Origin of the sequence: Hymenobacter edaphi (assembly GCF_003258365.1) — a bacterium.
Taxonomy (GTDB): Bacteria; Bacteroidota; Bacteroidia; order Cytophagales; family Hymenobacteraceae; genus Solirubrum; species Solirubrum edaphi.
The window spans coordinates 375,885-399,907 of record NZ_QHKM01000002.1 but is presented as its reverse complement, the minus strand read 5'-3'; the positions used below and the strand labels follow the sequence as shown (position 1 = coordinate 399,907).

The 24,023-nt window shown below is 67.7% G+C and carries 20 protein-coding genes and 1 tRNA gene; 12 read left to right on the top strand and 9 right to left on the bottom strand.

Going from position 1 to position 24,023, the window contains the following annotated elements; translation table 11 throughout:
• Positions 1 to 1,677 carry a hypothetical protein gene (locus tag DLM85_RS09310; RefSeq protein ID WP_133256986.1) on the top strand — a complete coding sequence of 559 codons (1,677 nt, stop codon included), beginning with the start codon at positions 1 to 3 and terminating at the stop codon, positions 1,675 to 1,677.
• Positions 1,678 to 1,825: 148 nt separating this feature from the next.
• Here DLM85_RS09310 and DLM85_RS09305 read toward each other — a convergent pair whose 3' ends face one another.
• Positions 1,826 to 3,991, bottom strand: a complete 2,166-nt coding sequence (locus tag DLM85_RS09305; protein ID WP_111477831.1) for a T9SS type A sorting domain-containing protein — start codon at positions 3,989 to 3,991, stop codon at positions 1,826 to 1,828.
• Positions 3,992 to 4,312: 321 nt separating this feature from the next.
• Here DLM85_RS09305 and DLM85_RS09300 point away from each other — a divergent pair, with 321 nt between their 5' ends.
• From DLM85_RS09300 to DLM85_RS09270, 7 genes are all read left to right on the top strand, one after another.
• The gene (locus DLM85_RS09300) at positions 4,313 to 5,674 is read left to right on the top strand and encodes a sigma-54-dependent transcriptional regulator (protein WP_111477830.1); all 1,362 of its coding nucleotides are present in this window, start codon (positions 4,313 to 4,315) and stop codon (positions 5,672 to 5,674) included.
• A gap of 37 nt (positions 5,675 to 5,711) precedes the next feature.
• A complete protein-coding gene (locus DLM85_RS09295) occupies positions 5,712 to 9,302 on the top strand; it encodes a PAS domain-containing protein (RefSeq protein WP_111477829.1) in 3,591 nt (1,196 codons plus the stop codon).
• A 71-nt stretch (positions 9,303 to 9,373) separates the two neighbouring features.
• Positions 9,374 to 9,799, top strand: coding sequence for a hypothetical protein (locus tag DLM85_RS25435; RefSeq protein WP_165822073.1), 426 nt, complete (start codon positions 9,374 to 9,376; stop codon positions 9,797 to 9,799).
• A 13-nt stretch (positions 9,800 to 9,812) separates the two neighbouring features.
• Positions 9,813 to 10,931 carry a DUF3616 domain-containing protein gene (locus tag DLM85_RS09285; RefSeq protein WP_111477828.1) on the top strand — a complete coding sequence of 373 codons (1,119 nt, stop codon included), beginning with the start codon at positions 9,813 to 9,815 and terminating at the stop codon, positions 10,929 to 10,931.
• 122 nt (positions 10,932 to 11,053) lie between these two features.
• Entirely contained in the window at positions 11,054 to 11,593 is a 540-nt protein-coding gene (locus tag DLM85_RS09280; protein ID WP_111477827.1) for a hypothetical protein, read from the top strand.
• Between the two features lie 78 nt (positions 11,594 to 11,671).
• Positions 11,672 to 12,205, top strand: coding sequence for an acyl-CoA thioesterase (locus tag DLM85_RS09275; RefSeq protein WP_111477826.1), 534 nt, complete (start codon positions 11,672 to 11,674; stop codon positions 12,203 to 12,205).
• A 118-nt stretch (positions 12,206 to 12,323) separates the two neighbouring features.
• Complete coding sequence (locus tag DLM85_RS09270; RefSeq protein ID WP_111477825.1) at positions 12,324 to 12,878, top strand: type 1 glutamine amidotransferase domain-containing protein; 555 nt, start codon at positions 12,324 to 12,326, stop codon at positions 12,876 to 12,878.
• 82 nt (positions 12,879 to 12,960) lie between these two features.
• Here the strand turns inward: DLM85_RS09270 and DLM85_RS09265 are convergent, their stop codons facing one another.
• The gene (locus tag DLM85_RS09265; protein ID WP_111477824.1) at positions 12,961 to 13,470 is read right to left on the bottom strand and encodes a DUF6992 family protein; all 510 of its coding nucleotides are present in this window, start codon (positions 13,468 to 13,470) and stop codon (positions 12,961 to 12,963) included.
• A 126-nt stretch (positions 13,471 to 13,596) separates the two neighbouring features.
• A complete protein-coding gene (locus DLM85_RS09260) occupies positions 13,597 to 14,298 on the bottom strand; it encodes a porin family protein (RefSeq protein WP_111477823.1) in 702 nt (233 codons plus the stop codon).
• A 196-nt stretch (positions 14,299 to 14,494) separates the two neighbouring features.
• Here DLM85_RS09260 and DLM85_RS09255 point away from each other — a divergent pair.
• Positions 14,495 to 14,569: transfer RNA gene (locus DLM85_RS09255), tRNA-Val, on the top strand.
• Between the two features lie 317 nt (positions 14,570 to 14,886).
• Here the strand turns inward: DLM85_RS09255 and DLM85_RS09250 are convergent.
• Complete coding sequence (locus DLM85_RS09250; protein WP_111477822.1) at positions 14,887 to 16,581, bottom strand: T9SS type A sorting domain-containing protein; 1,695 nt, start codon at positions 16,579 to 16,581, stop codon at positions 14,887 to 14,889.
• A 48-nt stretch (positions 16,582 to 16,629) separates the two neighbouring features.
• On the bottom strand, positions 16,630 to 17,964 hold the full coding sequence (locus DLM85_RS09245) for an RICIN domain-containing protein (protein ID WP_111477821.1): 1,335 nt from the start codon (positions 17,962 to 17,964) through the stop codon (positions 16,630 to 16,632).
• Positions 17,965 to 18,219: 255 nt separating this feature from the next.
• Between DLM85_RS09245 and DLM85_RS09240 the strand changes: the two genes are divergently transcribed.
• From DLM85_RS09240 to DLM85_RS09230, 3 genes are all read left to right on the top strand, one after another.
• Positions 18,220 to 18,492, top strand: a complete 273-nt coding sequence (locus DLM85_RS09240; protein WP_111477820.1) for a hypothetical protein — start codon at positions 18,220 to 18,222, stop codon at positions 18,490 to 18,492.
• Positions 18,493 to 18,570: 78 nt separating this feature from the next.
• Positions 18,571 to 18,969 (top strand): hypothetical protein, encoded by a 399-nt coding sequence (locus tag DLM85_RS09235; RefSeq protein WP_111477819.1) that lies wholly within the window; start codon positions 18,571 to 18,573, stop codon positions 18,967 to 18,969.
• Between the two features lie 70 nt (positions 18,970 to 19,039).
• A complete protein-coding gene (locus DLM85_RS09230) occupies positions 19,040 to 19,942 on the top strand; it encodes a histone deacetylase family protein (protein WP_111478049.1) in 903 nt (300 codons plus the stop codon).
• A gap of 10 nt (positions 19,943 to 19,952) precedes the next feature.
• Here DLM85_RS09230 and DLM85_RS09225 read toward each other — a convergent pair whose 3' ends face one another.
• The 4 genes from DLM85_RS09225 to DLM85_RS09210 all read right to left on the bottom strand — a co-directional run bounded on the left by DLM85_RS09225 (position 19,953) and on the right by DLM85_RS09210 (position 23,855).
• Complete coding sequence (locus tag DLM85_RS09225; protein ID WP_111477818.1) at positions 19,953 to 20,432, bottom strand: OmpA family protein; 480 nt, start codon at positions 20,430 to 20,432, stop codon at positions 19,953 to 19,955.
• A gap of 31 nt (positions 20,433 to 20,463) precedes the next feature.
• The gene (locus DLM85_RS09220) at positions 20,464 to 21,186 is read right to left on the bottom strand and encodes a methyltransferase domain-containing protein (protein WP_243635909.1); all 723 of its coding nucleotides are present in this window, start codon (positions 21,184 to 21,186) and stop codon (positions 20,464 to 20,466) included.
• 114 nt (positions 21,187 to 21,300) lie between these two features.
• The gene (locus DLM85_RS09215; RefSeq protein ID WP_111477817.1) at positions 21,301 to 22,416 is read right to left on the bottom strand and encodes a type III polyketide synthase; all 1,116 of its coding nucleotides are present in this window, start codon (positions 22,414 to 22,416) and stop codon (positions 21,301 to 21,303) included.
• 296 nt (positions 22,417 to 22,712) lie between these two features.
• The gene (locus DLM85_RS09210; RefSeq protein WP_243635908.1) at positions 22,713 to 23,855 is read right to left on the bottom strand and encodes an NAD(P)/FAD-dependent oxidoreductase; all 1,143 of its coding nucleotides are present in this window, start codon (positions 23,853 to 23,855) and stop codon (positions 22,713 to 22,715) included.
• Positions 23,856 to 24,023 lie beyond the last annotated feature (168 nt).

Below are 24,023 nucleotides of genomic sequence, written 5' to 3'. Positions count from 1 at the left end.
ATGAAATCTTGTTTACGCTTCCTTTTGGTACTGAGCGGCTGGCTGCTGCTGCACGCGCCGGCCGCCCGCGCCTCGCACGCCCTGGGCGGGCAGCTGACCTACGAATACGTGGGCACGGCCTCCCAGCCCAACCGCTACCGGGTAACCTGCCGCTTCTTCCGCGACTGCAGCGGCATCGACGCGCCGGCCCAGCTAACTTTGAGCTGCCGGGTTGGTACGGTCACGACGGCCTGCAGCAGCAACGACTCGCGCAACTTCACGGCCACCCTCTCGCGCGGTTTACTGACTTTCGGCTCCCCCTACTGCAACGCCGCCGACAACAGCTGCTCGACGACCGGCCGGCCCAATTACCAAACCGCGAAGTACGAAGCGGTGGTAACGCTGCCGCCCGCCCCGTCGTGGACGCTGAGCGTGACGGAAAACGCCCGGCCCGCGCTGGCCAACGTGGCCCCCAACACCTCCGGCGACCTGTACCTGGAAGCCACGCTGAACAACCAGCTCACGCTGGCCGGCGGCACCACGCAAACCGTCACCAACACCTCGCCGCAGTACTCCGATCAGAACGTGCCGATACCCTTTACCTGCTACCAGCAGCGCACCACGCTTAGCTTCAGCGCGTTTGAACCCGACGGCGACTCGCTGGTGTACAGCCTGGACCGTCCCCTGGAAGGCTGCAACCAGCCGATGTTCTACAAGGTGCTGCCGCAGGTCGTCCCGATACCGGGGCCGCCCTGCGTGCCGGTGTTTCCGACCAATCTTACCTATTCGCCCACGTTCCCGATTCCCTCGTTCAACACCACCGGCTCCTGCCCGGTGCTCACGCTGGTGCCCTCGTTCAATTTCAACCCGACCACCGGCAGCGCGACCTTTACGCCTTCTTTCTACGACGCCAACGTACCGGCTAACAACAAGTACTCGGTGATAGGCAAGGTGACGGAGTACCGCCGCCTCAACGGCCGCTACTACCTCGTCGGCTCGGTGCGCCGCGACATCATCGTCATCGTGACGGACTGTGGGGGCAACCAGGTGCCCAACCTGCCCAGCGTGGCCGGCACGCCCACCGATTCGCTGGTGGTGGAATGCCCGTGGCCGGGACAAACCACCGCCTCGTTCACCCTCAGCGACCCGAACCCCAACGACCTGCTGACGGTGACGTTCGCCACCCCGGCCGACCCGCTCTACCCGAGCATGTACACCAACCCCGGCGCTCCGGCCGCCCCCGTTTCGGTGAGCAGCAACGGCACCAGCGCCCCCGTGCTGCAGGTGCGCCTGCGCCCCGACTTCGACGTTATCGGCCGCACGTACCGCATCCCGGTGCAGGTGGTGGACAACGCCTGCCCCCTGCGCGGCGCCCAGAATTTTGTACTGGTGCTACGGGCCGTGCCCGCCCGCCCCACTGCCACCCATGCGGCGCGGCAGCAGCCGGCCCTGAGCGCCTTCCCCAACCCCTTCGCCGAGCAGGTGCGCTTCTCGCTGCCGCGCCCGCAGCAGGCCGGGGCGCAGGTGCTCATCACCGACCAGTTGGGCCGCGTGGTGGAGCGCCTGCCCGTGCCCGCCGGCCCCGGTGCCGAAGCCACCCTCACCTGGACGCCCCGCCCCGGCCTGCCCGCCGGCGTGTACCTGGCCCGCCCCGCTTCCGGGGGGCCCGCCATGCGCCTGCTGCGCACGACGCGCTAGCTTTTGCTCGGTTTTTCGCCCCTGTTGCACCCTTCTTGTTAGCTGATCAATCCTTCGCTAAGCGCCTGCTTATTATTACTTATACAAGCCACGGCCCGACTTCGCAGGAAGTCGGGCCGTGGGTGTTTTTCGGGCGTCGGCGGGCGGCTTAGCGCACCACGCTCAGCCGCTCGTTGGCCACGCGCTGCCCTTGGGCGTCGAGCAGCACCACCTGGTAGAGACCGGCGGGCAGGCCTTTCACGGTGAGGCTGGCCGACTTGGGTGCCAGCGGCTGGCGGCGCACCAGCTGGCCGCGGGTGGTGTAGATGCAGAGCACGCTGCCCTCGACGGGCAGGCCGGTGCTCAGCTGCACGCTGGCCACGTCGGTGGCGGGGTTGGGGTAGAGCAGCAGCGCGGCGGCGGCTTTGGGCTGCCAGCGCACGGCCTGCACGTCGGAGTAGCTGGTCGCGCCGTCGTGGTCGACTTGGCGCAGGCGGTAATAGAGCAGGCCGGCGGCGAGGCGGGCAGCTTCGGCGTCGCGGGTGGCGTAGCGGCGCAGGGAGGTGCTGTTGCCGGCAGCCGGCACGCGGCCGATTTCCACAAAGCCGCCGTCGGCCGCGGTGGCGCGCTCCACGGCAAAGTAGCTGCTGTTTTTCTCCATAGCCGTTTCCCACTTCAGCTCCACGGCCGCGGCAGCCGCGGCGGCCTGGAAGGCGCGCAGCTCCACCGGCAGCACCGTAGGCGGCGTGATGGTGCTCGGGAAGCCCTGCACCGGGTCGTCGGCGAAGGCGTAGTAAATCTGCGCGTTGCTGCCCAGCCCGATGCCGTTATTGATTTCCACTTCCACCCACTCAAAATCCTGGGTGGTCATAAACCCGATTTCCTGCGCGCCGCCGCCCAGCAGGCCGGTGCTCAGCAGGCTATTGCCGCTGGCGCTTTCCAGGAAGGTCCCGTCGGCCGCGTAGGTGCGCAGCGTCACGTTGCTCAGCAGGCTGGTGCTTAGCAGGCCGTTGTTGAAGCTCAGGGCCACCCCGGCGCGGTTGCCGGCGTTGGCGTCGCCGTTTACGCGCAGGCGCAGGCGCTGCGAGCCGCCCAGGCTGATGGTCGGGAAGTTGATCTGCGCGTAGTTGCTCAGCGAGGCATCGGCCGCCCGCTCCGGGTTGCTGATGCAGCTGGGGCAGTTACCGCCGGTCTGGTAGTTGCCGCCGGTCTGGCCCGCCGCGAAGTCCGACAGGATGGGCTCCTGGTCCTCAAACGCCCGGGGCTCGATGCCGAAGCCGTAGTACACCTGCAGGTCGTCGAGCAGGCCCAGCAGGCCGGTTTTCTCCAGCTCCACGTGGTCGAAGGGCTGGCTGGTGCGGAAGCTCACCTGGTACTTGCCATCGGGCAGCAGCTTCAGGTCGAGCAGGTTGGCAGCCGAGCCGGTTTCCTGCAGCACGCCGTTTTGGTACGTTTTGATTTGGAGGCTGCTGAGCACGTTCAGGTCCAGCAGGCCGCCGCTGCCAATCACAAAGCCGGCCTGATAGCCCGCCGGGGCGCTGCCCTCCAGCTTCACTTGCAGCGCCGCCTGGCAGCCAATGCCCGTCACGTGCAGGGTAGCGTTGTCGGTGAGCGAGGGCGTGACGGCGTTGAGCGGGTTCGTCACCCCGGAGTTCAGGCAGGTCAGGCCACTCGAGGCCGTGGCCGCGTAGTCGCTGGCCGTGGCCGCCGCCAAGCGCGAAAGGTAGCCGGTGGCGGTGGTCACCACGTTGGCCGGTACGGCGTAGGCGTAGTACACGTCCAGCGTGTTGAGCACGTTCAGCACGATGGTGGCTTCCACTTCCAGCTGGTCCACGGCGTATTGGCTGATGAAGTCCAGCTGGGTGCGGCCGTCGGCCAGGGTAGTGGCCGTCACGCCCGCGGCGCTGGCCAGCCGCGTTTCCTGCAGCACCCCGCTGCGGTAGGAGCGCAGCACAATGGCATCCAGGGCACTGGCGTTGAGGGCGGTGCCGTTGCCCACCACGGCGCCCACGCGGTACAGGGCCGGGGCCGCACCGTTCAGGCTCAGCCGCACGGCGGCGCGGTTGCCGGCGCCCACGCTCTGCTGCACCGTGGCGTAGTTGGTGAGGCTGTTGTCGGCGGCCCGGTCGGGGTTGGCCACGCCGCAGCCGACGCACAGCACGCCGTTGCGCTGCACGCTGTATTGGGTCGGCGCAGTGGGCGTCGCAAATTTGGAATAATACGGGACCGGAGTCGTTTGCGCGGCCGCTTCCAAGGCCGGGCCGGCCACGCCCGCTGCTACTCCCAGCAACAGGCATTTGACCGCGTTAGTCAGCAGTGAGACAAGATGTTTCATAATTGCGCAGGTGTATCAGCCGACGGGTTTTTGTTCGGCATGTAGCGCAATTGGCAATTCTATGGCCGCCAGGCCTTTATCAGAAAATACACCCTAACTATCAGGACGTTACGATTATATACAAAAACTAATATTTTCCTGTGGCTGGAATAGTAGTCCCATTTTGGGAATAGTTGGTAGCCTGCCCGGAATGCCCTATACTAGCGGCACGCGCCCTTTTGCCCCTATTGCAACGTCGGAAAACAAACTCACCGGGAATCACCCATTCCCACGCCCGCGGCTTTGGCTTTTGGCTGAGCAGCGGGTCGACCACCCCCACACATGCCTTCGCCCTCCCTCACCGTTTTCATTATTGAAGACAACGCCTGGTACAGCGAATTGCTGGCTTATAAACTGTCGCAGAACCCGGATTACACGGTTCGGCAGTTTGCTTCGGGGCAGGAATGCCTCAAGCACCTAGCCAGTGAAACGCCGGACCTGATTACCCTTGACTACTCGCTGCCGGATGCCTCCGGCGAGCAGATCATGGCCCAGCTGCGCGAGCGGCTGCCGGAGGTGCCCATCATCGTCATTTCGGCCCAGGAAGACGTAAGCACGGCCATCGACATGCTCAAGAAGGGCGCCTACGACTACTTCGTGAAGGAAGCCGACACGGCCGAGCGCCTGTGGTTCAGCGCCCAGAAAGTAGGCGAGCAGCTGGCCCTGCGCCGCGAAAACGCCCAGCTTCGCCAGCAGGTGGGCCAGAAATTCGACCCGGCCCGCTCCATCGTGGGCACCAGCCCCAAGATCAAGGAGCTGCTGGCCCTGATCGAGAAGGCCGCCCGCACCAGCATCACCGTATCCTTGAGCGGCGAAACGGGCACCGGGAAAGAGCTGGCCGCCAAGGCCATCCATTACCAGTCGCCGCGGCGCGACCAGCCGTTCGTGGCCGTCAACGTGGCGGCCGTGCCGCGCGACCTGATCGAGTCCGAGCTGTTCGGCCACGAGAAGGGTGCCTTCACCGGGGCCGTGACGCGGCGCGTGGGCTACTTCGAGCAGGCCCACGGCGGCACCCTGTTTCTCGACGAAATTGCCGAGCTGGACCTGAACCTGCAGGCCAAGCTGCTGCGCGTGCTGCAGGAGCGCGAGCTGATGCGCGTGGGCGGCACCAAACCCGTGGCCTTCGACGCGCGCCTGATGGTGGCCACCCACCGCGACCTGGGCGAGGAAGTAAAGGAAGGCCACTTCCGCCAGGACCTGTACTACCGCCTGCTGGGCCTGCCCATCGTGCTGCCGCCCCTGCGCGAGCGGGGCGCCGACGTGCTGCTGCTGGCCGAAACCTTCCTGCGCGAGTTCTGCCTGCACAACTCGATGCCGCTGCTGCACTTCTCGGAGGCGGCCCGCCAGAAGGTGCTGCAGTACACTTTCCCCGGCAACGTGCGTGAGCTGAAGGCCGTGGTGGAGCTGGCCGCCGTGCTGGCCGAGGGCGACACCATTACGCCCAAGGACCTCTCGCTGCGCAATACCCTGCACCCCGAGGCCGAAGCCAACGGGCAGGAGTCGTTGCGCGAGCAGGTGGCGGGCATCGTGCAGCGCCACCTCGACGCGCACAACGGCAACATTTTGCACGTGGCCCACGTGCTGAAAATCGGCAAGTCCACGATTTACCGTATGATTCAGAACAACGAGGTGCGGGTGCGCTGAGCCGCGGCGCCGCCGCGCCCTTATCCGTGCCCTGCCTATGCGTCCTGACTCCGTCCGCCTCCACCGCCACCAACTGGTCCGCGTCCGCCGCTGGGCCCAGGACCGCCACGCCCGCCAGCTGGCCGAGCAGCAGCTGGCCGCCGCCCAGGCCCAGCTGGCGGCCCTGCAGCAGCAAGTGGAGCAGCAGCGCACGGCCACGGCCGCCCAGCTCAGCCTGCTGCTGCAAACGCTGCCCACCGCCGTGCTGGCCGAAACGCCCACCCGGCAGGTGGCCCTGGCCAACCAGCTGCTGTGCGACCTGCTGGGCCTGCCCGACGCGCCGGCGGCCCTGCCGGGCCTGCCCACCGCCGCGGTGCTGGCCCGCGCCGCCAATCCGCCCGTCGATGCGGCGGCCTTTGCCGCCTGGGTTGACCGCGCCATTGCCGACCCGGCCCAAGCCGGGCAGCCCACCTTCCACCTGCGCGACGGGCGCGTGGTGCAGGGCCACTACCTGCCGCTGCACCACGGCCCGGCGGTGGCGCTGCACCTGTGGAACTACGAGGACGTGACCCGGCAACACCACGCCCAGCGGCGCATTCAGCAGCTGTCGGAGCTGTCGGAGCAGAGCCCGAACCCCATCCTGACGGCCGACCTGCGGGGCGAGCTGCGCTACGCCAACGCGGCCGCCGGGCCCGTGCGCGCGGCCCTGGCCGACCCGGCCAACCACGAAACCGCCGCGTTTCTGCGCCAGCACATTGCCGATGCGGTGGCCGAGCAGCGCCCCCGCACCACCGAGTACTCCCTGGCCGGGCACTTTTACATCTGGACGGTGGTACCGCTGCCGGCTCAGGGCGGGGCCAACGTGTACCTGACCGACATCAGCGTGCGGCGCCGGGCCGAGGCCGAGCTGCGCCGCAGCCAGCACCTGCTGGCCCGCATCAACGACACGCTGCCCACCCTGGTGTTCCTGTACGACATGTTGCAGCGCCGCCTGCTCTACTGCAACGACCAGGCGGAAATCGTGCTCGGCTACGCGCCGACCGAGCTGCAGCGCCTCCCGCCCGGCGCCATGCGCACGCTCGTACACCCCGACGATGTGCCCCTGCTTGTCAACACCTTCGGCCAGTACCCGACCCTGGCCGACGGCGGCCTGCTGGAGGCCGAAATCCGGATGCAGCACCGCGACGGCACCTGGCGCTGGCTACTAATCAAAATCACGGTGTTTGACCGCGGCGACATGGGCCGGGTGCGGCAGGTGGTGGGCTCGGCCGAGGACGTGACCGAGCGCCACCGCGCCACCGAGGAGCTGGCCCGCAGCCGTCACTTCCTGGCGCGCGTGGCCGATACGGTGCCCAACATCATCTACCTCTACGACCTGCAGGAAGGCCGCAACATCTACTGCAACCAGCAGGTGTTCAGCGTGCTGGGCTACTCCGAAAGCGACCTACAGGCCTTGGGCATCGACATGTTCGGCCACATGGTGCTGCCCGACGACCTGCCGGTGGTACAGGCTCACCACCAAGCCTTGCAGCAGGCGGCTGACGGCGTGCTGCTCACCACCGAGTACCGCCTGCGCCACCGCGACGGCTCGGTGTACTGGCTGCGGGTGCGCGAGAGCGTGTTTGCCCGCGACCCCGACGGCCGCCCCCGCGAAATCATCGGCTCGGGCGAGGACGTGACCCGGCAGAAGCACGACGAAGCCGAGCGGCAGCGGGCCCGCGCCCGCACGGCCGAGCAAAGCCGCCTGGTGCGGCAGGTTATCGACTCGGTACCCCACCTGGTGTACCTCAAGGACAGCCGGGGCCGCTACGTGCTGGCCAACCAGGCCACGGCCGATCTGTTCGGGCTGACGGTGGAAGACCTGATCGGCCGCACCATCGAAGCGCTGCACCAGGACCCCGACACCGTGGTCCGCTACCGCGCCCAGGACCGGGAAGTCATTCAGACCGGCACCCACCTGGCGCTGGAAGAAACCTTTATCCGCGCCGACGGCGACGTGCTCTGTTTCCACAGCATCAAGCGCCCCTTCGTGCAGGGCGACGGGGAAGTGCTGGTGCTCGGCGTCGACAGCAACATCACCGAGCTGAAGCGGGTGCAGCAGGCCCTGCGCGCGGCCAAGGAAGCGGCCGAAGAAAACGCCCGCGTGAAGCAGGAATTCCTGGCCAACATGAGCCACGAGGTGCGCACCCCGCTCAACGGCATCCTGGGCATGGCCGGCCTGCTGGCCCGTAGCCCCCTCGACGCTACCCAGGCCCACTACCTGACACTGATCCGGCAGTCGGCCGACCACCTGCTGGTGGTCATCAACGACGTGCTGTCGGCGGCGCAGCTGGGGGCCGGCAAGCTGCGCCTGGAGTACATTCCCTTCGACCTCTACGCCCTGCTGCGCGACACGCTCGACAGCCTGCAGCTGCGCGCCACCGAAAAGCAGATTCAGCTGCTGCTGGAGCTGCCCGCGGCGCCCGAGCCGGTGCGGGTGCTCGGCGACCCGCACCGCCTGCGCCAGATCCTGCTGAACCTGCTCGGCAACGCCATTAAGTTTACGACCCAGGGCCGGGTCACGCTCAGCGGCCACTGGGTGGCCGACGGGCAGGCGGCCGTCACGTTTCACCTCGCGGTGCAGGACACGGGCATCGGCATTGCCACGCACCAGCTGGCCAGCATGTTCGAGCCGTTCACGCAGGCCTCGGCCAGCACTGCGCGCGAGTTTGGGGGCTCGGGCCTGGGCCTGAGCATCAGCCGCGGGCTGGCCGAGCTGCTGGGCGGGCACCTCTGGGCCGAAAGCACCCCGGGGCAGGGCAGCACCTTCCACGTGGAGCTGCCCCTGCCGCCGGCCGAGGAGGCCGGGACGGTGCAGGAGCCGGCGGCCGCCTATGCCGCCCCGGCCGCCGGCCTGCCGCCCGGCAGCCGGGTGCTGCTGGCCGAGGACAACCCCGTGAACCAGCTGCTGGCCGCCACGCTGCTGCGCGGCTGGGGCGCCACCGTGGATACCGCCGTCAACGGCCTGCAGGCCCTGGAGCTGTTCGACCAGCAGCGCTACGACGCGGTGCTGATGGACATTCAGATGCCGGGCATGGACGGCGTGACGGCCGCCCGCCGGATGCAGGCCCACCCCGACGCGCAGCGCGCCCGCACGCCCGTGGTGGCCCTCACGGCCCACGCCCTGCCCGGCGAGGCTGCCCGCTGCCGGCAGGCGGGCTTTGTGGGCTACATTTCCAAGCCGTTTCAGGAAAGCCGGCTGCTCACCACCCTGCAGCACCTGCTGGCCCCGCAGGAGGCGGAGCCGGCCGAGCCGCAGGCCCCGCCCACGCTCGACCTGGCCCCGCTGCGCCGCCTCGCCGCCGCCGACGCGACCTTTCTGCGCCACATGGTGGGGCTGTTTGTGCGCACCACGCCGCCCGTGCTCGAGCAGATGCGCCGCCACGCAGCCGAGCACAGCTGGCCGGGCCTGGCCGACAAAGCACATTTCCTGAAAAGCTCGGTGGGCGGGTTGGGGCTGCACGCGCTGCTGCCCGGGCTGCGCGAGCTGGAGGCCGCCGCCCAGCCCGGGGGGCCGCCCCCGGAGCAGCTGGCCGCCCTCACGGAGCAGGTGTGCGCGGCCCTGGAGCAGGTAATGGCCCAGCTCAGCCACGAGTATCTGGCCGACTAACCCCGCCCCCGGCGCCACCCGCCGGCCGTTTTCGCGTATGCACGCCCACACCTCCTTCTCCCTGCTCCGTTATGTTGCGCCCCCGATTCTGGCTGCTGGCTCTGCTGCTGATAGTTACCCTGGCCACTAGCTGCGCCCGCCGCCGCCGCGCCCAGCGCGAGGCCGCGGCCACCAGCACCGCCGCCGAAACCCGCTCCGCCGAGGAAATCCGCCGCGAAAACGTGCGCGACCTGGCCGCCGTCATGGCCGACGAGCTGAAGCTGCGCGACGACCAGACCCAGCGCATCCGCCAGGTGCTGGCCGCCACCGTGGAGCAGGTCAACGCCGCGCAGGCCAAGTACGGCACCGACAAGGCCGGCCTGGGCAGCGCCCTGCGCCGCATCAATACCACCTCCGAAGGCCAGCTCAAGCAGATCATGACGCCGGCCCAGTATCAGTTGTACCAGCAGCGCAAGCCTCAGATTCAGCAGAAGCTGCGCGAGCAGCGGGCCAACTAATCCCTCCCCGGCCATGCCCCGAACTCACACCTGCGCCCTGCGCTTCGACCCGCAGCACAGCCACAACGCGGCCGGCAAGCACGTGCGCGACGGCCTGTCGTCGGTGCTGCTGACGGGCGACAACCTCTGGCTGGCCGGCGACGAAAGCACCTCGCTGGAGCGCCTACGCCGGCAGCCCGACGGCTCGTTCGGCCAGCACGCCTCGTTTCGGCTGGCCGACCTGCTGGAGCTACCCGGCGGCCCCGAGCAGGAAGTCGACATCGAGGGTCTGGCCGAGGCCGGGCACTACCTCTGGCTGATCGGCTCGCACAGCCGCAAGCGCAAAGCCCCCAAGCCCGACCACCCCGACCAGCCCAAACAGCTCGGCAAGTTGGCCGTGGTGGAAGCCGAAGCCAACCGCTACCTGCTGGCCCGCGTGCCCCTGCTGCCTGACCCCGCCACCGGCGACTTCACCCTGCACCGCACCGCCCCCGACCCCGCGCGGCCCGGCCACTTTCTGTATGCGGCCGCCCTGCGCCCCCACGGGGCGGCCAACGAGCTGCTGCACCTGCTGCGCCGCGACGAGCACCTGGCGCCCTTCCTCGCCATCCCCGGCAAAGACAACGGCTTCGACATCGAAGGCCTGGCAGCCACGCCCGACGGGCGCGTGTTTGTGGGCCTGCGCGGCCCGGTGCTGCGCGGCTGGGCCGTGGTGCTGGAGCTGCACCCGCAGCCCGACCGGCACGGCAACCTGCACCTGGCCAAGCTGCCGGGCACCGCCAACCGCTACCACAAGCACTTCCTGGACTTGGGCGGCATGGGCCTGCGCGAGCTGCGCCTGCTCGGGCGCGACCTGTACCTGCTGGCCGGCCCCACCATGGACCTCGACGGCGCCATTGCCGTGTACCGCTGGCCCGACATGCTCGGCCCGCACGCCGCCCACACCCTGCACCACCCCGAGCGCCTGCAGCGGCTGTTCGACGTGCCGCACCGCCCCGGCCACGACCGCGCCGAGGGCATGGCCGTGCTCGATGAGCGACACGTGCTCTGCGTATTCGACACGCCCACTGCGGCCCGCAAGCCCGCCGCCGACGCCGTGCTGGCCGACGTCTTTGCCCTGCCGAAGCGGCGCAAACCGACGAGCGGCAATTAAAGTCGGGCAGGCAGCGGCCCCGCAGGCAACCCCCGCGGGGTCGTTCGCATCTGACGCCGTGGTTTCCGCCTGTTCGTGCCAGGTCGAAGCCCCGCGTCACCCGCACGGCCCTGCTTGTTGCTATGTTCAAACTGCTTCTTACCCCCCTGGCCCTCGTTCTGCTGGCCGCCGGCAGCGCCGCCGCCCAGGCCCCGGCCGCCGAGGTGCAGGCCCTGACCAAACAGCTTAATCGCCTGCTCATCGACCCCAAGCCGGAGGATCCGGCCGAAGTGCGGGTGTCGCTGGCCGAGTGCGGCGTGCGCCAGACCGTGCGCAAGTACCGCGCGGCCGACCAGCCCGGCTCGCTCAACATTTCGGTGAGCAACAGCAAAAACGGCAGCAGCTGGGCGGCCAAAACCAACGACAAGGTGGAGTTCGAGCTGAACCTGGGCCTGGACTGGAGCGAAATCGGGGCCGTGAGCTACTCGCTGGTGAAAGCCGAAGCCACCGACCCGGCCCACTACGACCTGAAGCTGCTGCGCCGCCCGGCCGCCAAGGGAGGCAGCAAGTCGGGCATCGACGCCATCACCCTGCCCCTCTACACCACCAGCGAAATCGAGGTGGCCGAGGTGGTGCGCCGCCTGCGCGCGGTGCAGCGCCAGTGCACCGGCCAGAAAGGGTAACCCCAACGCCACCGCCCGCGCCGGGCCACGCCCGCGGTGCATTCGCGTACCTTGCGGCCGCATCTGTTCCCGCCGCCTATGACCACGCCTGCCCTGGTGCGCACCCCCGAGTCGCGCCACCGCATCTATTTCCAGGACTGTGACCAGCTGGGCCACCTCAACAACGCCCGCTACCTCGATTACTTCCTCAACGCCCGCGAGGACCACGTGCTGCGCCACTACGCCCTGAACCTGGGCCAGCTGGCCCGCGAGCAGCAGGCCGCCTGGGTGATTACCAAGCACCACCTGAGCTACCTCAAGCCCGCCAACCACGCCGAGCAGGTGCTCATTCGCACCCAGCTGATTCACTTCGACAACTCGCGCCTGGTGGTGGAAATGCTGATGCTCGATGCCGACGGGCTGCGCCTGAAGGCCCTGCTCTGGTCGGAAATGGCCTACGTGAGCCTGACCACCGGCAAGCGCGCCGAGCACACCGACGCGCTGATGGACCTGCTCGACCAGCTCGACGTGGAGGACATCAACTACGACCCCGACGGCTTCGATGAGCGCGTGCACGAGCTGCGCCGCCACTTCAAGCAGCAGCGCAAGGCGGCGGGCCACCCCGACGAATAGGCCCGCCGCGCCCCGAACAACCCCGCCGCGGCATTTGCCGTTAAGCCGGAACCGGAACCGGCCCCTGCGGGCGGTTCCGGTTTTCGTTTCTACCCTACTCCCAAAACACCCTGCCGCCATGAGCATTTTTGGTAACGACCCGCTGAAGGGCAAACACATAGCCGTACTGGCCACCGACGGCTTCGAGCAATCGGAGCTGGAAAAACCCGTCAAAGCCCTCAAGGATGCCGGCGCCGAGGTCGACATCGTGTCGCTCAAGAGCGGCTCCATCAAGGGCTGGGACCAGAAGGACTGGGGCGACAAAGTCAGCGTCGACAAAACGCTGGACGAGGCCAAACCCGCCGACTACGACGCGCTGGTGCTGCCCGGCGGGCAGATGAACCCCGACATCCTGCGCACCGAGCCCAAGGCCGTGCAGTTTGCCGCCGATTTCGTGCGCGCCGGCAAGGTGGTGGGCGCCATCTGCCACGGCCCCTGGCTGCTGGTGGAGGCCGACGTGCTGCGCGGCAAGAACGTGACCAGCTGGGCTAGCCTGAAAACCGACATCAAAAACGCCGGCGGCCGCTGGGAAGACGCGGAAGTCGTCGTCGACGGCAACCTGGTAACCAGCCGTAACCCTAACGACCTGCCTGCGTTTAACCAAACATTAATTGAGAAGATTGGCGGCAAGTAATTGCCCCAAGCGCCTCACTCTTTAAGGCAACCGCCCGACCGCTCCTGCGGCCGGGCGGTTGTTATTTGGGGCCCGCCGCACCTCACGGCACCAGCGCCAGCAGCGCCCCCGCCAGGCGGTGCAGCACCCCGTACAGCCCCGCATCAAACGCCAGCAGAAACGCCCCCTGCAGCAGTACCGCCTGCCCGAAGCCCCGCAGCCGCTCGGGGCGTGGCTCCGCGCCCCGCGTCGCCCGGGCCAGCAGCCAGGCGCCGGCGGCGAGGTAGGCCACGTCGAGGCCGGTGTTGAGCAGCAGCAGCTTTTCCAGCTCAAACTGCGCCCGCAGGCTGGCGGCCAGGGTGCGACCCGCCGCGTGCAGCGGCTGCGCCTGCACAATACCCCAGGTGGCAATGACCGCATTGACGGCGCCCCAGGCCACGTTCATCAGGTGGAAGTGGTGCCGGGCCGTGCCGCGCCCGGGGCGCGCTACCAGCCAGCCGCTCAGCAGCAGGTTCAGCAGGGCCCAGGCGCCCAGCAGGCCCATGCCCTGCTGGGTCAGCAGCTCACGTTGCTGGTTCAGCGCATCGAGGGCGGCGGTGGCGGAAGCCGGCATAGGGTGGCGTGGCGAAGCGTGGGAGGAATGCGGTCCGGGGCCGCCAAGGTACTACCGGCGCACAAAGAAGCCAGCCCGTGCGGGGGCTGGCTTCCTGAGGTCAGCAAGCTGAATCGGCGGGCGGGGCTATTGCGAGAAGCCGAAGCCCACGTACACCTGCACCACGCTGTTTTTGATGTTATCGATGCGGCTGTCGGGCGTCATCACGCCGTTTTCCATCTTCGGGTCGTTGTAGATGTCGCCCAGGCTCAGCACGTAGCGCCCCCCGATGCGGGCCGGTCCGACGCGCGCCTCGATGCCGCCCACCGCGCCGTAGTCCAGCGAGCTGTAGTTGCGGTCGGCCAGGTTCACCGAGTTCTTGTTTTCCTTGGCGTTGACCAGCAGCGACACCTGCGGCCCCACGTGGAAGCTCACGTTGTCGACCACGTTGTAGACGAACATCACCGGCACCTGCACGTAGTCGAGCTGCGTTTCGTACTTGGCCGTGTTCGGGGCGCCCGCGCTGGTGGTGCGGAAATCGGAGCCGGCCTTGTAGCCCTGGCGGCTGTAGAGGGCTTCCACCTGCAGCGAGGTCTGGGGCGAGAAGCCGAACTGCGCGTAGGCCCCGGCGTGGAAGTTGTTGCGGGCCGTCACGTCGGAATAGTTATTCTTTTCGGCGCCGCGAATGGTGGAGGCGTTCCAGCCGCCTTTCAGGCCAAACCCGTTGTTGCGCGAGTCCGGGGTGGTCTGGTAGTCCGACGATTTGCGGATGCCTTCGACGCCGCGCTGGGCGAAGGCGCTGCCGCCGCACAGGGCGCACAGCGACAAGATGAGTGCAATTTTCTTCATGGCGAAAAGACTTGAGGGTTAGGCGCTGCCGCTGATTGACCTGAGGAGGTTACAGCCGCATTAGCAGGGTTCTATACTAAGCCCGGCGGCCTCGGGTTACGCCCTCCCGGCCCGTTTCGAAAAATTTTCTTGACCCAATCCTTGCAACGCATTATCTTACCGGATTAAGTTTGTGCCTTCGGGCAATACCCCGTCCGGAGCGTTAGCTCAGTTGGTTTAGAGCGCCACCCTGACACGGTGGAGGTCACTGGTTCGAGTCCAGTACGCTTCACAGCATCCCCACTCCGGTTTCGGCAGTGGGGATTTTTCATTTATGGCCCCGTCGGCTTCGGCGGTGGGCAGCCGGCGGCGCCTAGCCGAGCCCGCCCGAGCCGCAACACCTCAGGCCCCGCTGCACCGCAGGGCCACCTGCCGGCAGGCCACGCCGCCGGGGCCGTACCGTGCCTGACGCACAACGGCCTGCTCTCCTGCCGGATTGGCCGCAAACCAGCTCATCCGCTAGCTTTTTTAACCCACAAAAGCCCCAACCGCTGGCGCGATTGGGGCTTTGCGAGGCATGCAGGAGTATACTCCAACCAGCAGGTTTGCTCAGTGCCGCACCTCCACGGCTTTGGACCACGCCTGCTTGCCCGCTCCTCCTTTCACGTAGTAGATGCCGTTGGGCAGCTCCTGCACATCCAGGCTGAGCTGGCCGGCCTGGCTGGTGCCTTGCCTGACCAGACGGCCATAGCTGTTGTAGAGGCGTACCTGCACCGGGGCTGCAGCGGCCGCCGCCGGCGGGGCCTCGATGGTGAGGTGCGAAGCGGCTGGATTAGGCGATACGCTGGGCGGGCGCAGGCCCTGGCAGTACTGGGAATTCCACCCGTTGGTGTAGGTGTAGGAGGCCGTGCAGCCCGTGGCGTAGTGGTAGGTGATTTCGACCGTGAAATACGTTTGCACGCGGCCGTAAAGCGGCACGATGACGACGCTGGGCCGGCCCGTAGCGGGCGAGTACTGCACCCAGCTGCCGCCGCCGATGTCGCCGCTGGCCGTGTAGCTCAGCCCCGACGTGCCCACGTAGTTCGGGTCGAAAGGGCCGGGGTCGAAATGGGGAACCAGGTAGATTCGCTCCTGGTCGCAGTACTCCGAATCGTCAACGTCGATGGCGTACATCTGCGGGCACGACACGTTGCACACCGTCACGGTGGTGGCACTGGTGTGCGTGGAGCCGTCCGGTAGCGTGACCGTCAGGGTGTAGGTGGTCGTCACCCCGGGGTCGACCACCGGGTGCAGCTCCGTCGACGAAAACGTGATGTCGGGGCTGGCCGTCCAGGCGTACTGCGCCCCGGGAATGTGGCAGCCCTGCCCCAGGGCCACGGGGTCATCGGTGCAACCGGTGCTGGCACCTGCGGGGGCCGCTTCCGGTATCTCGTACACCTCCACGTGGTCGATGAAATGGTAGGACATGTCGAGAAATGCCGAAGGCCTTACCAGCTGCCATTGATCCTGCGGATCGAAGTTGCCGATGGTCAGGTACTTGGCGCCCGCAATGCCTTGAAACTTGCCGGACACCCGCTCCCATTGCGAGGCCTGCACCACCCCGGCGCTGCGAATGCCGCATCCGGCCGGGGTCATCACCACGAAGCGGGCCCCGGAAGTAGGGTAGTTGTAGTAGTTGGTAGGGTTGTCGACGGCAATGTCAATGCCCAGGCGTGTGGCCCACTGCGACTTGCTGCCGCTGTACACCTGCATGCTGGCGTAGTAGTATTTGTCGCCCCGCAGCGGCGAGGCAATGACTTCCGTGGCGTATTCGCAATAAGGGAAAAAGCCGTACCGCACATCCGGGCGGTTGATCAGGCCCAGACAACCGTTTCGGGCCGCTGAATTGTAGTTGTACGGGATAAACGCGCCCCCATACGCCGACGCGGGGTTGGCATCGTACCCGACGGGAGAATTGGTTGCCAGGTGGTCTGGTGACCACGGATTGGGCGAAAACCAGTAGGCCAGCTCGTCCCGCGAATTGGGGTCGGACGGATTGTAGATGTTGCTCCCCGAGCCCTGGAGATACGTCACTTTCTGGGTCTCAAACTCGCCGTTGACCACAAAGTTGCACGTCCCAATCACCTTGCCCGCCGAGGCAGCCGGCCCGGCGGGCGCCGGTAGTTTTGCCTGCGGGTTCTTGGATGCGCCCCACTCCTGCGAGGCGGCCCCCTGGTACGGATCGGCATACGGGCGGTGCTGGGCCTTGCCCGGGCCCGGCACCAGCAGCGCGGCGCACAACGCCGGCAGTAGGATTCTTTTCATGAGCAGTAAGCCAGTCAGGTCGCGTGTTCGAAGCCAGGCGAAACCGGCTTACTGCTTGGCAAATTTCTGGCGGAATACCTGCTCCCCGTCCCGCACCGTGAGCACGTACAGCCCGGCCGGCAACGACTTCACGTCGACGGTACCGGTGTAGGGCTGGCGCAGCAGCTGCTTGCCTTCCAGGGTCGTGACCGTGAGCGTCGCCTGCCGCGTCGTGCCGGGGCAGAAGACCGTCACCAGGTCAGTGGCCGGGTTGGGGTACACGGCCAGGGCCGGGGCCGCCGCCGGGGCGTCCGCCGCATTGGTGCCGCGGTTCTGGCTGAAGAAGGTGATGTACCACTTCTGGGAATTGATGCCGATGTAGTCCCCGATTTCCATGCGCGCGCCGGGAATGGAGGCCTGCCCCTCCACCTGAATGCTCCGGCCGTTGCCCGTCGAGATGCGGTACATGGAGGCTGCGGCCCCGGGCGTCGTTACCTCATCGAGGTACCACTGCTGGGTGACCTCCCCAGCCAGGTATTGGCCCTGTTCGAGCTTGGCGCCGGCGGCCATGCTGCCCATGTACAGCTGGAGCACCAAGCCGCTGGCGCGGTTGTAGATGGCAAAGGGGCCGGGCATGCTGTTGCCCACCAGCTGCCACTGCTGCGAGCCAATGCCGATGTCGTTGCCCTGTTCGATGCGGGCGCTCGGCGACAGGCTTTTCTGGTACACCTGCATGGCCACCTTCGGGCTGTTGTTGGGGAAGCCCTGGTTGGCATTGACGTTGTTGAGCGTAAACACCCCGTCGAACTTGGGCCCCTTCGGGATGCTCACGGCCGGGAAGTACCATTTCCACCGCGAATCGATGAGAATGGGGTTGGCCGCCTCCACCGTGGTGCCCTGGCCGGTCGGCCCGAGGCCCACCAGGTACTTGTCGTTGCTCGCGTTGATGATGTAGTAGCTGGGGTAATCCGGATCAGTAGGCGGCACGTCCTGGATCTTCCAGTGCTGGTTCAGGTCGGTCGTCGACTTGGGCTGTTGTTCTATCGGCTGCCGCAACGACTGCGTGCCGTCCCAATAGACCGTGTTGGACATGCGCAGCGCCTGTTGGCTGTTGCGGTTCTCAATCCAGTACCGGCCGGGTTGGTTCGTCACCGGCCGGAGGTACCACTGCTGGTTGGCCAGCCCGTCGACGCCGTTGCCGCCGATGACGAGGCGGTCGACGCGCGCCCCCGCCTGCACCATGTTATCGTTATTCGGCGTGGGCGGCACGACCAGGGCCGTGGGGCCGCCGCCCATGCTTCTGATCAGGACCGGCTGGTTCGGGTCGAACTGCGCGTGGCCGGGGCGTGGTGCCAGCCAGAGGGCCAGCAGCAGGCAAAACAGGTACGGATACGGATGCTTCATAATGTGTTGGGTTGAAAAAGGATGAAGCGCCAAGTACGCCGGTCGGTGGGGCGGGAAAAAGGAAGAAAAGCCCAGCTGTGTGACAGGCTATCGGCCGGTCCGCCCCGGTGCTTCGGCCGGGCCTGCGGGCCCGCGGACCCGGCCCGGCCAAATAATCGCCCCCGGCCGTCCCGAATTATCCAACATCCTCCCCCAAGGATTTATATTGCGCGGTACTCCGGTACCCCGCGCCCTCCTCACACACCTGTTGCCTGCATGCTAACGCCCTATGACCTGCGGTCCGCCGTGGGCCTGTACCACTATACCCGGTGGGTACAGAACTACGTCCAGGAGCTTCGCCCGCACCTGACGCCGGCGGCCCTCACCCCCGCCACCCTGCTTTTCATCTGCGAATGCGGCTGTGCGGCGCGCAGCCAGTCGCCCGCCCATGCCCACTGCGTGGCCGAGGCCGATCTGACCATGGCCCGCGAGTACTTCTGCACCGTGGCCGACCAGGAGCTGCGGGCCGCCCTGTCGGCCCCCGACTGAGCTGCCTGCCGCCGTGCGCGGCCAACCATTTGAGGCCATTGCCGGTTACTTTTGCGGCTCTTTACTTCCTGCGTTTCCTTGCGTCTTTATTTTGAAAACCGGGCCGGCCGCATCAGCGATGATCCGGCCGGCTTTGCCCGTCTGACTTATTTCGCCGGCCAGCGCAGCGAAGACGAGCTGCGCGCCTTGCTGGGCCACGTCACGCGCCTGCTGGCCCGCCGCCCCGATGGCCGGTTGCTCGTGGATCAGCGCCTGATGCAGCCCTTTTCGGCTTCCGAGCAGCAGCACATGACGCAGCAGTGGCTGCCGGCGGCCGTTGCCGAGGGCGGCTACCGCTACGGGGCCGTGCTGCAGGCCCACGACGTGTTTGCCCGCCTGGCCACGGCCGCCGTCACCACCCAGGGCCGCGACCTGAACCTGACCTACCGCTACTTCGACGACGAGCCCGCGGCCGTGCAGTGGCTGCTGACGCGGTAGCGCAACCCCGGCGGTGGTTTTGCGGTTGTTGCTCGTTGTGACGCTTCCCCTGCCCGCCGTTCTGCCCCACCTGCTGCCCGTAGCCTGGGCACCGCTCTACGCCCACCCGCTGCCGCTGGGCCACCGCTTTCCCATGCTCAAGTACGAGCTGCTGCCCGAGCAGCTTGTGCGCGAGGGCACGCTGCCCGAGGAAAGCCTGTTTGCCCCCACCCCGCTGCCCGAGAAGTACATTCTCGAAACCCACGAGGCCGGCTACTACCACCGCCTCCGCCACGGCCAGCTCACCCGGCCGGAAGAGCGCGCCACGGGCTTTCCGTGGTCGGCGCAGCTGGTGGAGCGCGAGGTGGCCATTCTGGGCGGCACGGTGCAGTGCGCCCGGCTGGCCCGCCACACCGGCGTGGCCCTGAACGTGGCCGGCGGTACCCACCACGCCTTTGCCGCCCGCGGCGAGGGATTTTGCCTGCTCAACGACCAGGCCGTGGCGGCCAACTACCTGCTGCGCCACGAAGGCATCGGCAGGGTGCTCATCGTCGACCTCGACGTGCACCAGGGCAACGGCACGGCCGCGCTGTTTCGCCACGAGCCGCGGGTGTTTACCTTCTCGATGCACGGCGGGCGCAACTACCCGGCCCGCAAGGAGCAGTCGGATCTGGACCTGCCCCTGCCCGACGGCACCGACGACGCCGCGTACCTGCGCCTGCTGGCCGATACGCTCCCGCGCCTCCTCGACGCGGCGCAGCCCGAATTCGTGTTTTACCTCGCCGGCGTGGATGTGCTGGCCACCGACAAGCTGGGGCACCTGAGCCTCACGCGCGAGGGCTGCCGCCAGCGCGACCGGCTGGTGCTGGAGCTGTGCCACCGCCACCGGCTGCCGGTGGTGGTGTGCATGGGCGGCGGCTACTCCGAGCGCGTGGCCGACATCGTGGAGGCGCACGCCAACACTTTCCGGGTGGCCGCCGAGCTGTGGGGTTGAGGACGGGGCGCTACTTCAGCACCACCACCTCGATGCGCCGGTTCTGGGCCTGCCCGGCGGGGTCGGGCGTGCCGTCGGCCTGGGCGTTGGGCACGGCGGGGTTGGCTTCGCCCATGCCCTGCTGCTCGGCCGGGGCCTCCACGCCGTGGGTGCGCAGCCATTCCGCCACCGACTGCGCCCGTTTCTGCGACAGGGCCAGGTTTTTGCCCTCGTCGCCCTGGTCGTCGGTGTAGCAGCGAATGATGAGCTGCTTGGCTTCCTGCTTCCGGATCTGCTCGGCCAGCGGGGTCAGGCGCGCGGCGGCCTGGTCGCTGACTTCGCCCTCGGCCCCGCGAAACAGCTGGTCGGCGGGCAGCGTGTAGGCCAGGCCCTCGGGCGTCGGCCGGCTCCGCAGCTCGGGGCTGCCGGCCGCGGCGGCGGGTTTGTGGTCCGATTGGCAGGCCGCGAAGCCCAGCAGGGCCAGGCTCAGAAAAAGCAGGGTTGATTTCATGACGGGGCGGAGGTGAACCCAAAAGTACGGCTCAGCCCGCGTCGGCGGAAGCGGCGGGCAGCACCAGCTGCCAGCGAAAGGCCCAGCACCAGCGCAATTCGTACTGAGCTATGCCGGCCCGGGCCAGCAGCCGCTGCCAGTCGGGGCGGCGGAAGGCCCGCAGCACCGACAGCGGCGCGTCGTGCTGCACCAGGTACGAGCCGCCCAGCAGCCGTGTGAGCCAGCGGATGCTGTGGTAGGCCAGCGGGTGGCGGTGCAGGTCGTTCACCACCACGGCCACCCGCGCCTGCTGCTGCCACTGGCGCAGCATCTGCACCAGCTGCTCGTCGCTGAAATGGTGGCAAAACAAACTGCTGGTGATGATGTCGGGCCGGCGCCGGGCAAATTCCGCGGCGAAGATATCCTGCTGCACAAAGCTGATTTCGGCGAAGTCGGTGCTGCGCCGGGCCGCGTAGTCCACCATGAACGCGTTGGCGTCGACGCCCACCAGCTCGACGGGCAGCCGCTGCCGCCGGGCCCAGCGCGCCAGGTGGCGCAGGGTGTCGCCGCCGCCGCTGCCCACGTCCACGATTTGCAGGGGCCGCGCCGGCCGCCGCTGCGTCAGCCGCGCCAGCGCCCGGGTCACCACCGCGTAGCCGCCCAGCCGGGTGTTGATGATTTCCAGCTCGTCGAGGTTTTGCCGCAGCGCCTCCGAGGCCAGCGTCAGGTCGTCCATCAGCTCCGCCTGATCGGAGCGCCGCGCGAAGTCAGGCATGAAATAGGGTATGGGGGCAGGAGTTTAGGAGGGTATGAGTTAAGCAGGGCAGGCGTTCAGGCGTTGTCAGGACAGAAACTCCTAAACGCTTACCCTACATACCCTCCCTAACTTTTAGGCATACGCTACCCGCAGCAGCATGGCTTCCAGCGTCAGGCCGGGGCCGAAGGCGAAGCTGAGCACCGGGGCACCGTCGTCGGCCGGGAGCAGGTGCTGCTGCAGCTCGCGCAGCACGAAGAGCACGGTAGCCGAGGAGAGGTTGCCGACTTCGTGCAGCACTTTGTAGGCGTGGCGGTTGTCGGCCGGCGTGAGGCCCAGCTCCTGCTCGATGGCCTCCAGAATGCGCCGGCCGCCGGGGTGAATGGCGAAGTGGCGCACGTCGGGCAGGCGCACGGGCAGGTGGCGCAACAGGCCCTCGGTGAGCTTGCGGATGCCCTGCTTCACCAGCCGCGGCACGTAGCTCGACAGCGTCATCTCGAAGCCGAAGTCGTTGACGTGCCAGGCCATGTCGGCCTGCCCGTCGGGCTCCAGGCCGCAGTGGAAGGCGGCTAGCTCCAGGTTGGGCCGGCCGGCGGCGGGCTGGCCCAGCACCAGCGCCGCCGAGGCCCCGTCCCCGAACAGGGCGTTGGCCACGAGGTGGTCTTCTTCGGTGCGCTTCTGAAAGTGCAGGGTGCACAGCTCGGTGCACACCACCAGCACCCGGGCGCGCGGGTTGGCGCGGCAGAAGGCGTCGGCCAGCTTCAGTGCGTTGAAGGCCGCGTAGCAGCCCATGAAGTTCACGCAGGTGCGCTGCACGTCGGGGCGCAGGCCCAGGTGCTGCACCAGCTCGATGTCGAGGCCCGGCGCGTACATGCCCGTGCAGCTCACCGACACCAGGTGCGTTATCGTCAACGGGTCAATTTCGGGGGCCTGGCGCAGGCAATCCAGCGCGGCTTCGGCGGCCAGGGGCAGCGCCTCGCGGCGGTACACCCGCATGCGCGCCCCCACCGTGGGAAAAGGCTCCAGGTCGGCGGTGTTCGGGAAGAAGGTGTAGTCGCCCTCCTGTCGGCCGTAATCGGGCAGCACCGTGTGGCGGTAGCCGATGCCCGACATCCGGTAAATGGCCCGCAGCTTGCGCGTGCCCGCTTCGTCCATCCCATGCGCGCGGGCCATGAATTCGGCAATCTGCGGCTGGGAAAGCCGATGCGCCGGCGTTGCCGTGCCGATGGCGCTGAGGTAGCTGGTGGTCATGCAGGGGCAGTATACGCAAAAGGAGAATGGATGAATAGATGTTGGGATGAGCAGAGGGGCGGACAAAAATGCCCGTCATCCTGGGCCGCCAGCGCAGCCCCACCCGCTCCACCCGCGCCAGCCCCAAAAGCGCAGCCACCAACGCCCAACCATCCGGGTCCGGGCTGCGCTTTGGGGCTGGCGCGGTGCTATCGGCAAAAAGTGCCGAAGCATTGATCTGCACGGCGTGCAGGGCTTGAAAAAGGTCCTTCACCGGCAGCTCCGGATGACGCTCTGGTTTATCCACTCACCCGCCGCTAAAAGGGCCGGCCGTGCGTCCGGCGCATCAGCGCCTGCACCACGACCGGCGCGTGGCGCAACGTGCCCACCACCGCGTCGGTGAGGCGCGGCCCGCCGAACAGGCCCTGCACCCAGCGCCCCACGCGCAGCCGGCCGGCGAAGTGCCGGTGCCAGTCGCGGGTGTAGGCCGCTTCCAGGGCCGGGCGCGTCAGCTCGCCGCGCAGAAAGGCCTCGGTGTGGCGGGCGGCCAGGGCGGCGCCGTGCAGGGCCATGGCCATGCCGTTGCCGCAGAGGGGGGCGATGAGGCCGGCCGCGTCGCCGCACATGAGCACGTGCTGCTCCACGCAGGTTTTCGGGGCGAAGGAAATTTCGTTGATGACCTCCGGCGCCGCGTACAGCCGCTCGGCCGCCGTCAGCACCGCGCGCAGGTGCGGATTCCGGGCCAGCACCTCGGTTTCCAGGGCCGGAATGCTGCCGTGGCGGCGCAGCTGCTCGCGGGTGGTAAGGTAGCAGAAGCAGTAGCGCCCGTCTTCCACCGCCGAGAGGCCCGCGTAGCCGTCAGCGAAGTTGTGCAGGGCAATCAGGTCCCGTGGAAAATCCAGCCGCAGGTGGTACTTGATGCCCACGTAGGGCGAGCGTTGCCGGAAAAAGGCGCGGTCCAGCTGCCGGTCCAGGGTGGCGCGCTTGCCGTAGGCGCCCAGCACCACGCGGGCCGTCAGCCCTTCGCCGCCGGCCAGCGTCACCCGGAACAGGTCGGCCGCGGCGTCGAACTGCACATCGGCCGCGGTGGCCCCGAGCCGGAACTGCACGCCTCGCGCCACGGCCCGCTGGTGCAGAAACTCATCGAGCGCGTAGCGGCTCACGCCGAAGCCGCCGAGGTCGAGCGGGGCCGTGAGGCTGCGGCCACTGGGCGCCGTCAGCTGAAAACGCCCGATGCGGGCGGGCTGCAGCGGGGCCGGGTCGGCGCCGAGGCGGCGCAGGTAAGGCAGCACCTCGTTCGACACGTACTCGCCGCAGACGCGGTGGAAAGGGTAATGCCGCCGCTCCACCACCGTCACCGCCCAGCCGCGCGCCGCCAGGTCGAGGGCTGCGGTGAGGCCGGCCAGTCCGCCGCCAATAATTAGAATATCACAATTGGCCGCAGCGGCAGAAGTCAGCAAACAGGCGGGGATTAAGCGAGGAAAAACGTTGATTCGGCCGGAATTATTGTGCGATTGTCGGAAAGCTACTGTGCAAGCACTATATTTTGATAACTTATTTCAGAATAAGCCGTTACTTTTGCGGACGTTTTGTGTTCCGACGCGGCGTCCGTCAGCTCCTTTCCCACT

Bases quoted from the DNA above. Each gene is read 5' to 3' on its own strand.
- DLM85_RS09305 (WP_111477831.1), bottom strand. From the start codon at position 3,991: ATGAAACATCTTGTCTCACTGCTGACTAACGCGGTCAAATGCCTGTTG.
- DLM85_RS09310 (WP_133256986.1), top strand. From the start codon at position 1: ATGAAATCTTGTTTACGCTTCCTTTTGGTACTGAGCGGCTGGCTGCTG.
- DLM85_RS09225 (WP_111477818.1), bottom strand. From the start codon at position 20,432: ATGAAATCAACCCTGCTTTTTCTGAGCCTGGCCCTGCTGGGCTTCGCG.
- DLM85_RS09250 (WP_111477822.1), bottom strand. From the start codon at position 16,581: ATGAAAAGAATCCTACTGCCGGCGTTGTGCGCCGCGCTGCTGGTGCCG.
- DLM85_RS09295 (WP_111477829.1), top strand. From the start codon at position 5,712: ATGCGTCCTGACTCCGTCCGCCTCCACCGCCACCAACTGGTCCGCGTC.
- DLM85_RS09285 (WP_111477828.1), top strand. From the start codon at position 9,813: ATGCCCCGAACTCACACCTGCGCCCTGCGCTTCGACCCGCAGCACAGC.
- DLM85_RS09220 (WP_243635909.1), bottom strand. From the start codon at position 21,186: ATGCCTGACTTCGCGCGGCGCTCCGATCAGGCGGAGCTGATGGACGAC.
- DLM85_RS09215 (WP_111477817.1), bottom strand. From the start codon at position 22,416: ATGACCACCAGCTACCTCAGCGCCATCGGCACGGCAACGCCGGCGCAT.
- DLM85_RS25435 (WP_165822073.1), top strand. From the start codon at position 9,374: ATGTTGCGCCCCCGATTCTGGCTGCTGGCTCTGCTGCTGATAGTTACC.
- DLM85_RS09265 (WP_111477824.1), bottom strand. From the start codon at position 13,470: ATGCCGGCTTCCGCCACCGCCGCCCTCGATGCGCTGAACCAGCAACGT.
- DLM85_RS09270 (WP_111477825.1), top strand. From the start codon at position 12,324: ATGAGCATTTTTGGTAACGACCCGCTGAAGGGCAAACACATAGCCGTA.
- DLM85_RS09275 (WP_111477826.1), top strand. From the start codon at position 11,672: ATGACCACGCCTGCCCTGGTGCGCACCCCCGAGTCGCGCCACCGCATC.
- DLM85_RS09260 (WP_111477823.1), bottom strand. From the start codon at position 14,298: ATGAAGAAAATTGCACTCATCTTGTCGCTGTGCGCCCTGTGCGGCGGC.
- DLM85_RS09300 (WP_111477830.1), top strand. From the start codon at position 4,313: ATGCCTTCGCCCTCCCTCACCGTTTTCATTATTGAAGACAACGCCTGG.
- DLM85_RS09240 (WP_111477820.1), top strand. From the start codon at position 18,220: ATGCTAACGCCCTATGACCTGCGGTCCGCCGTGGGCCTGTACCACTAT.
- DLM85_RS09280 (WP_111477827.1), top strand. From the start codon at position 11,054: ATGTTCAAACTGCTTCTTACCCCCCTGGCCCTCGTTCTGCTGGCCGCC.
- DLM85_RS09245 (WP_111477821.1), bottom strand. From the start codon at position 17,964: ATGAAGCATCCGTATCCGTACCTGTTTTGCCTGCTGCTGGCCCTCTGG.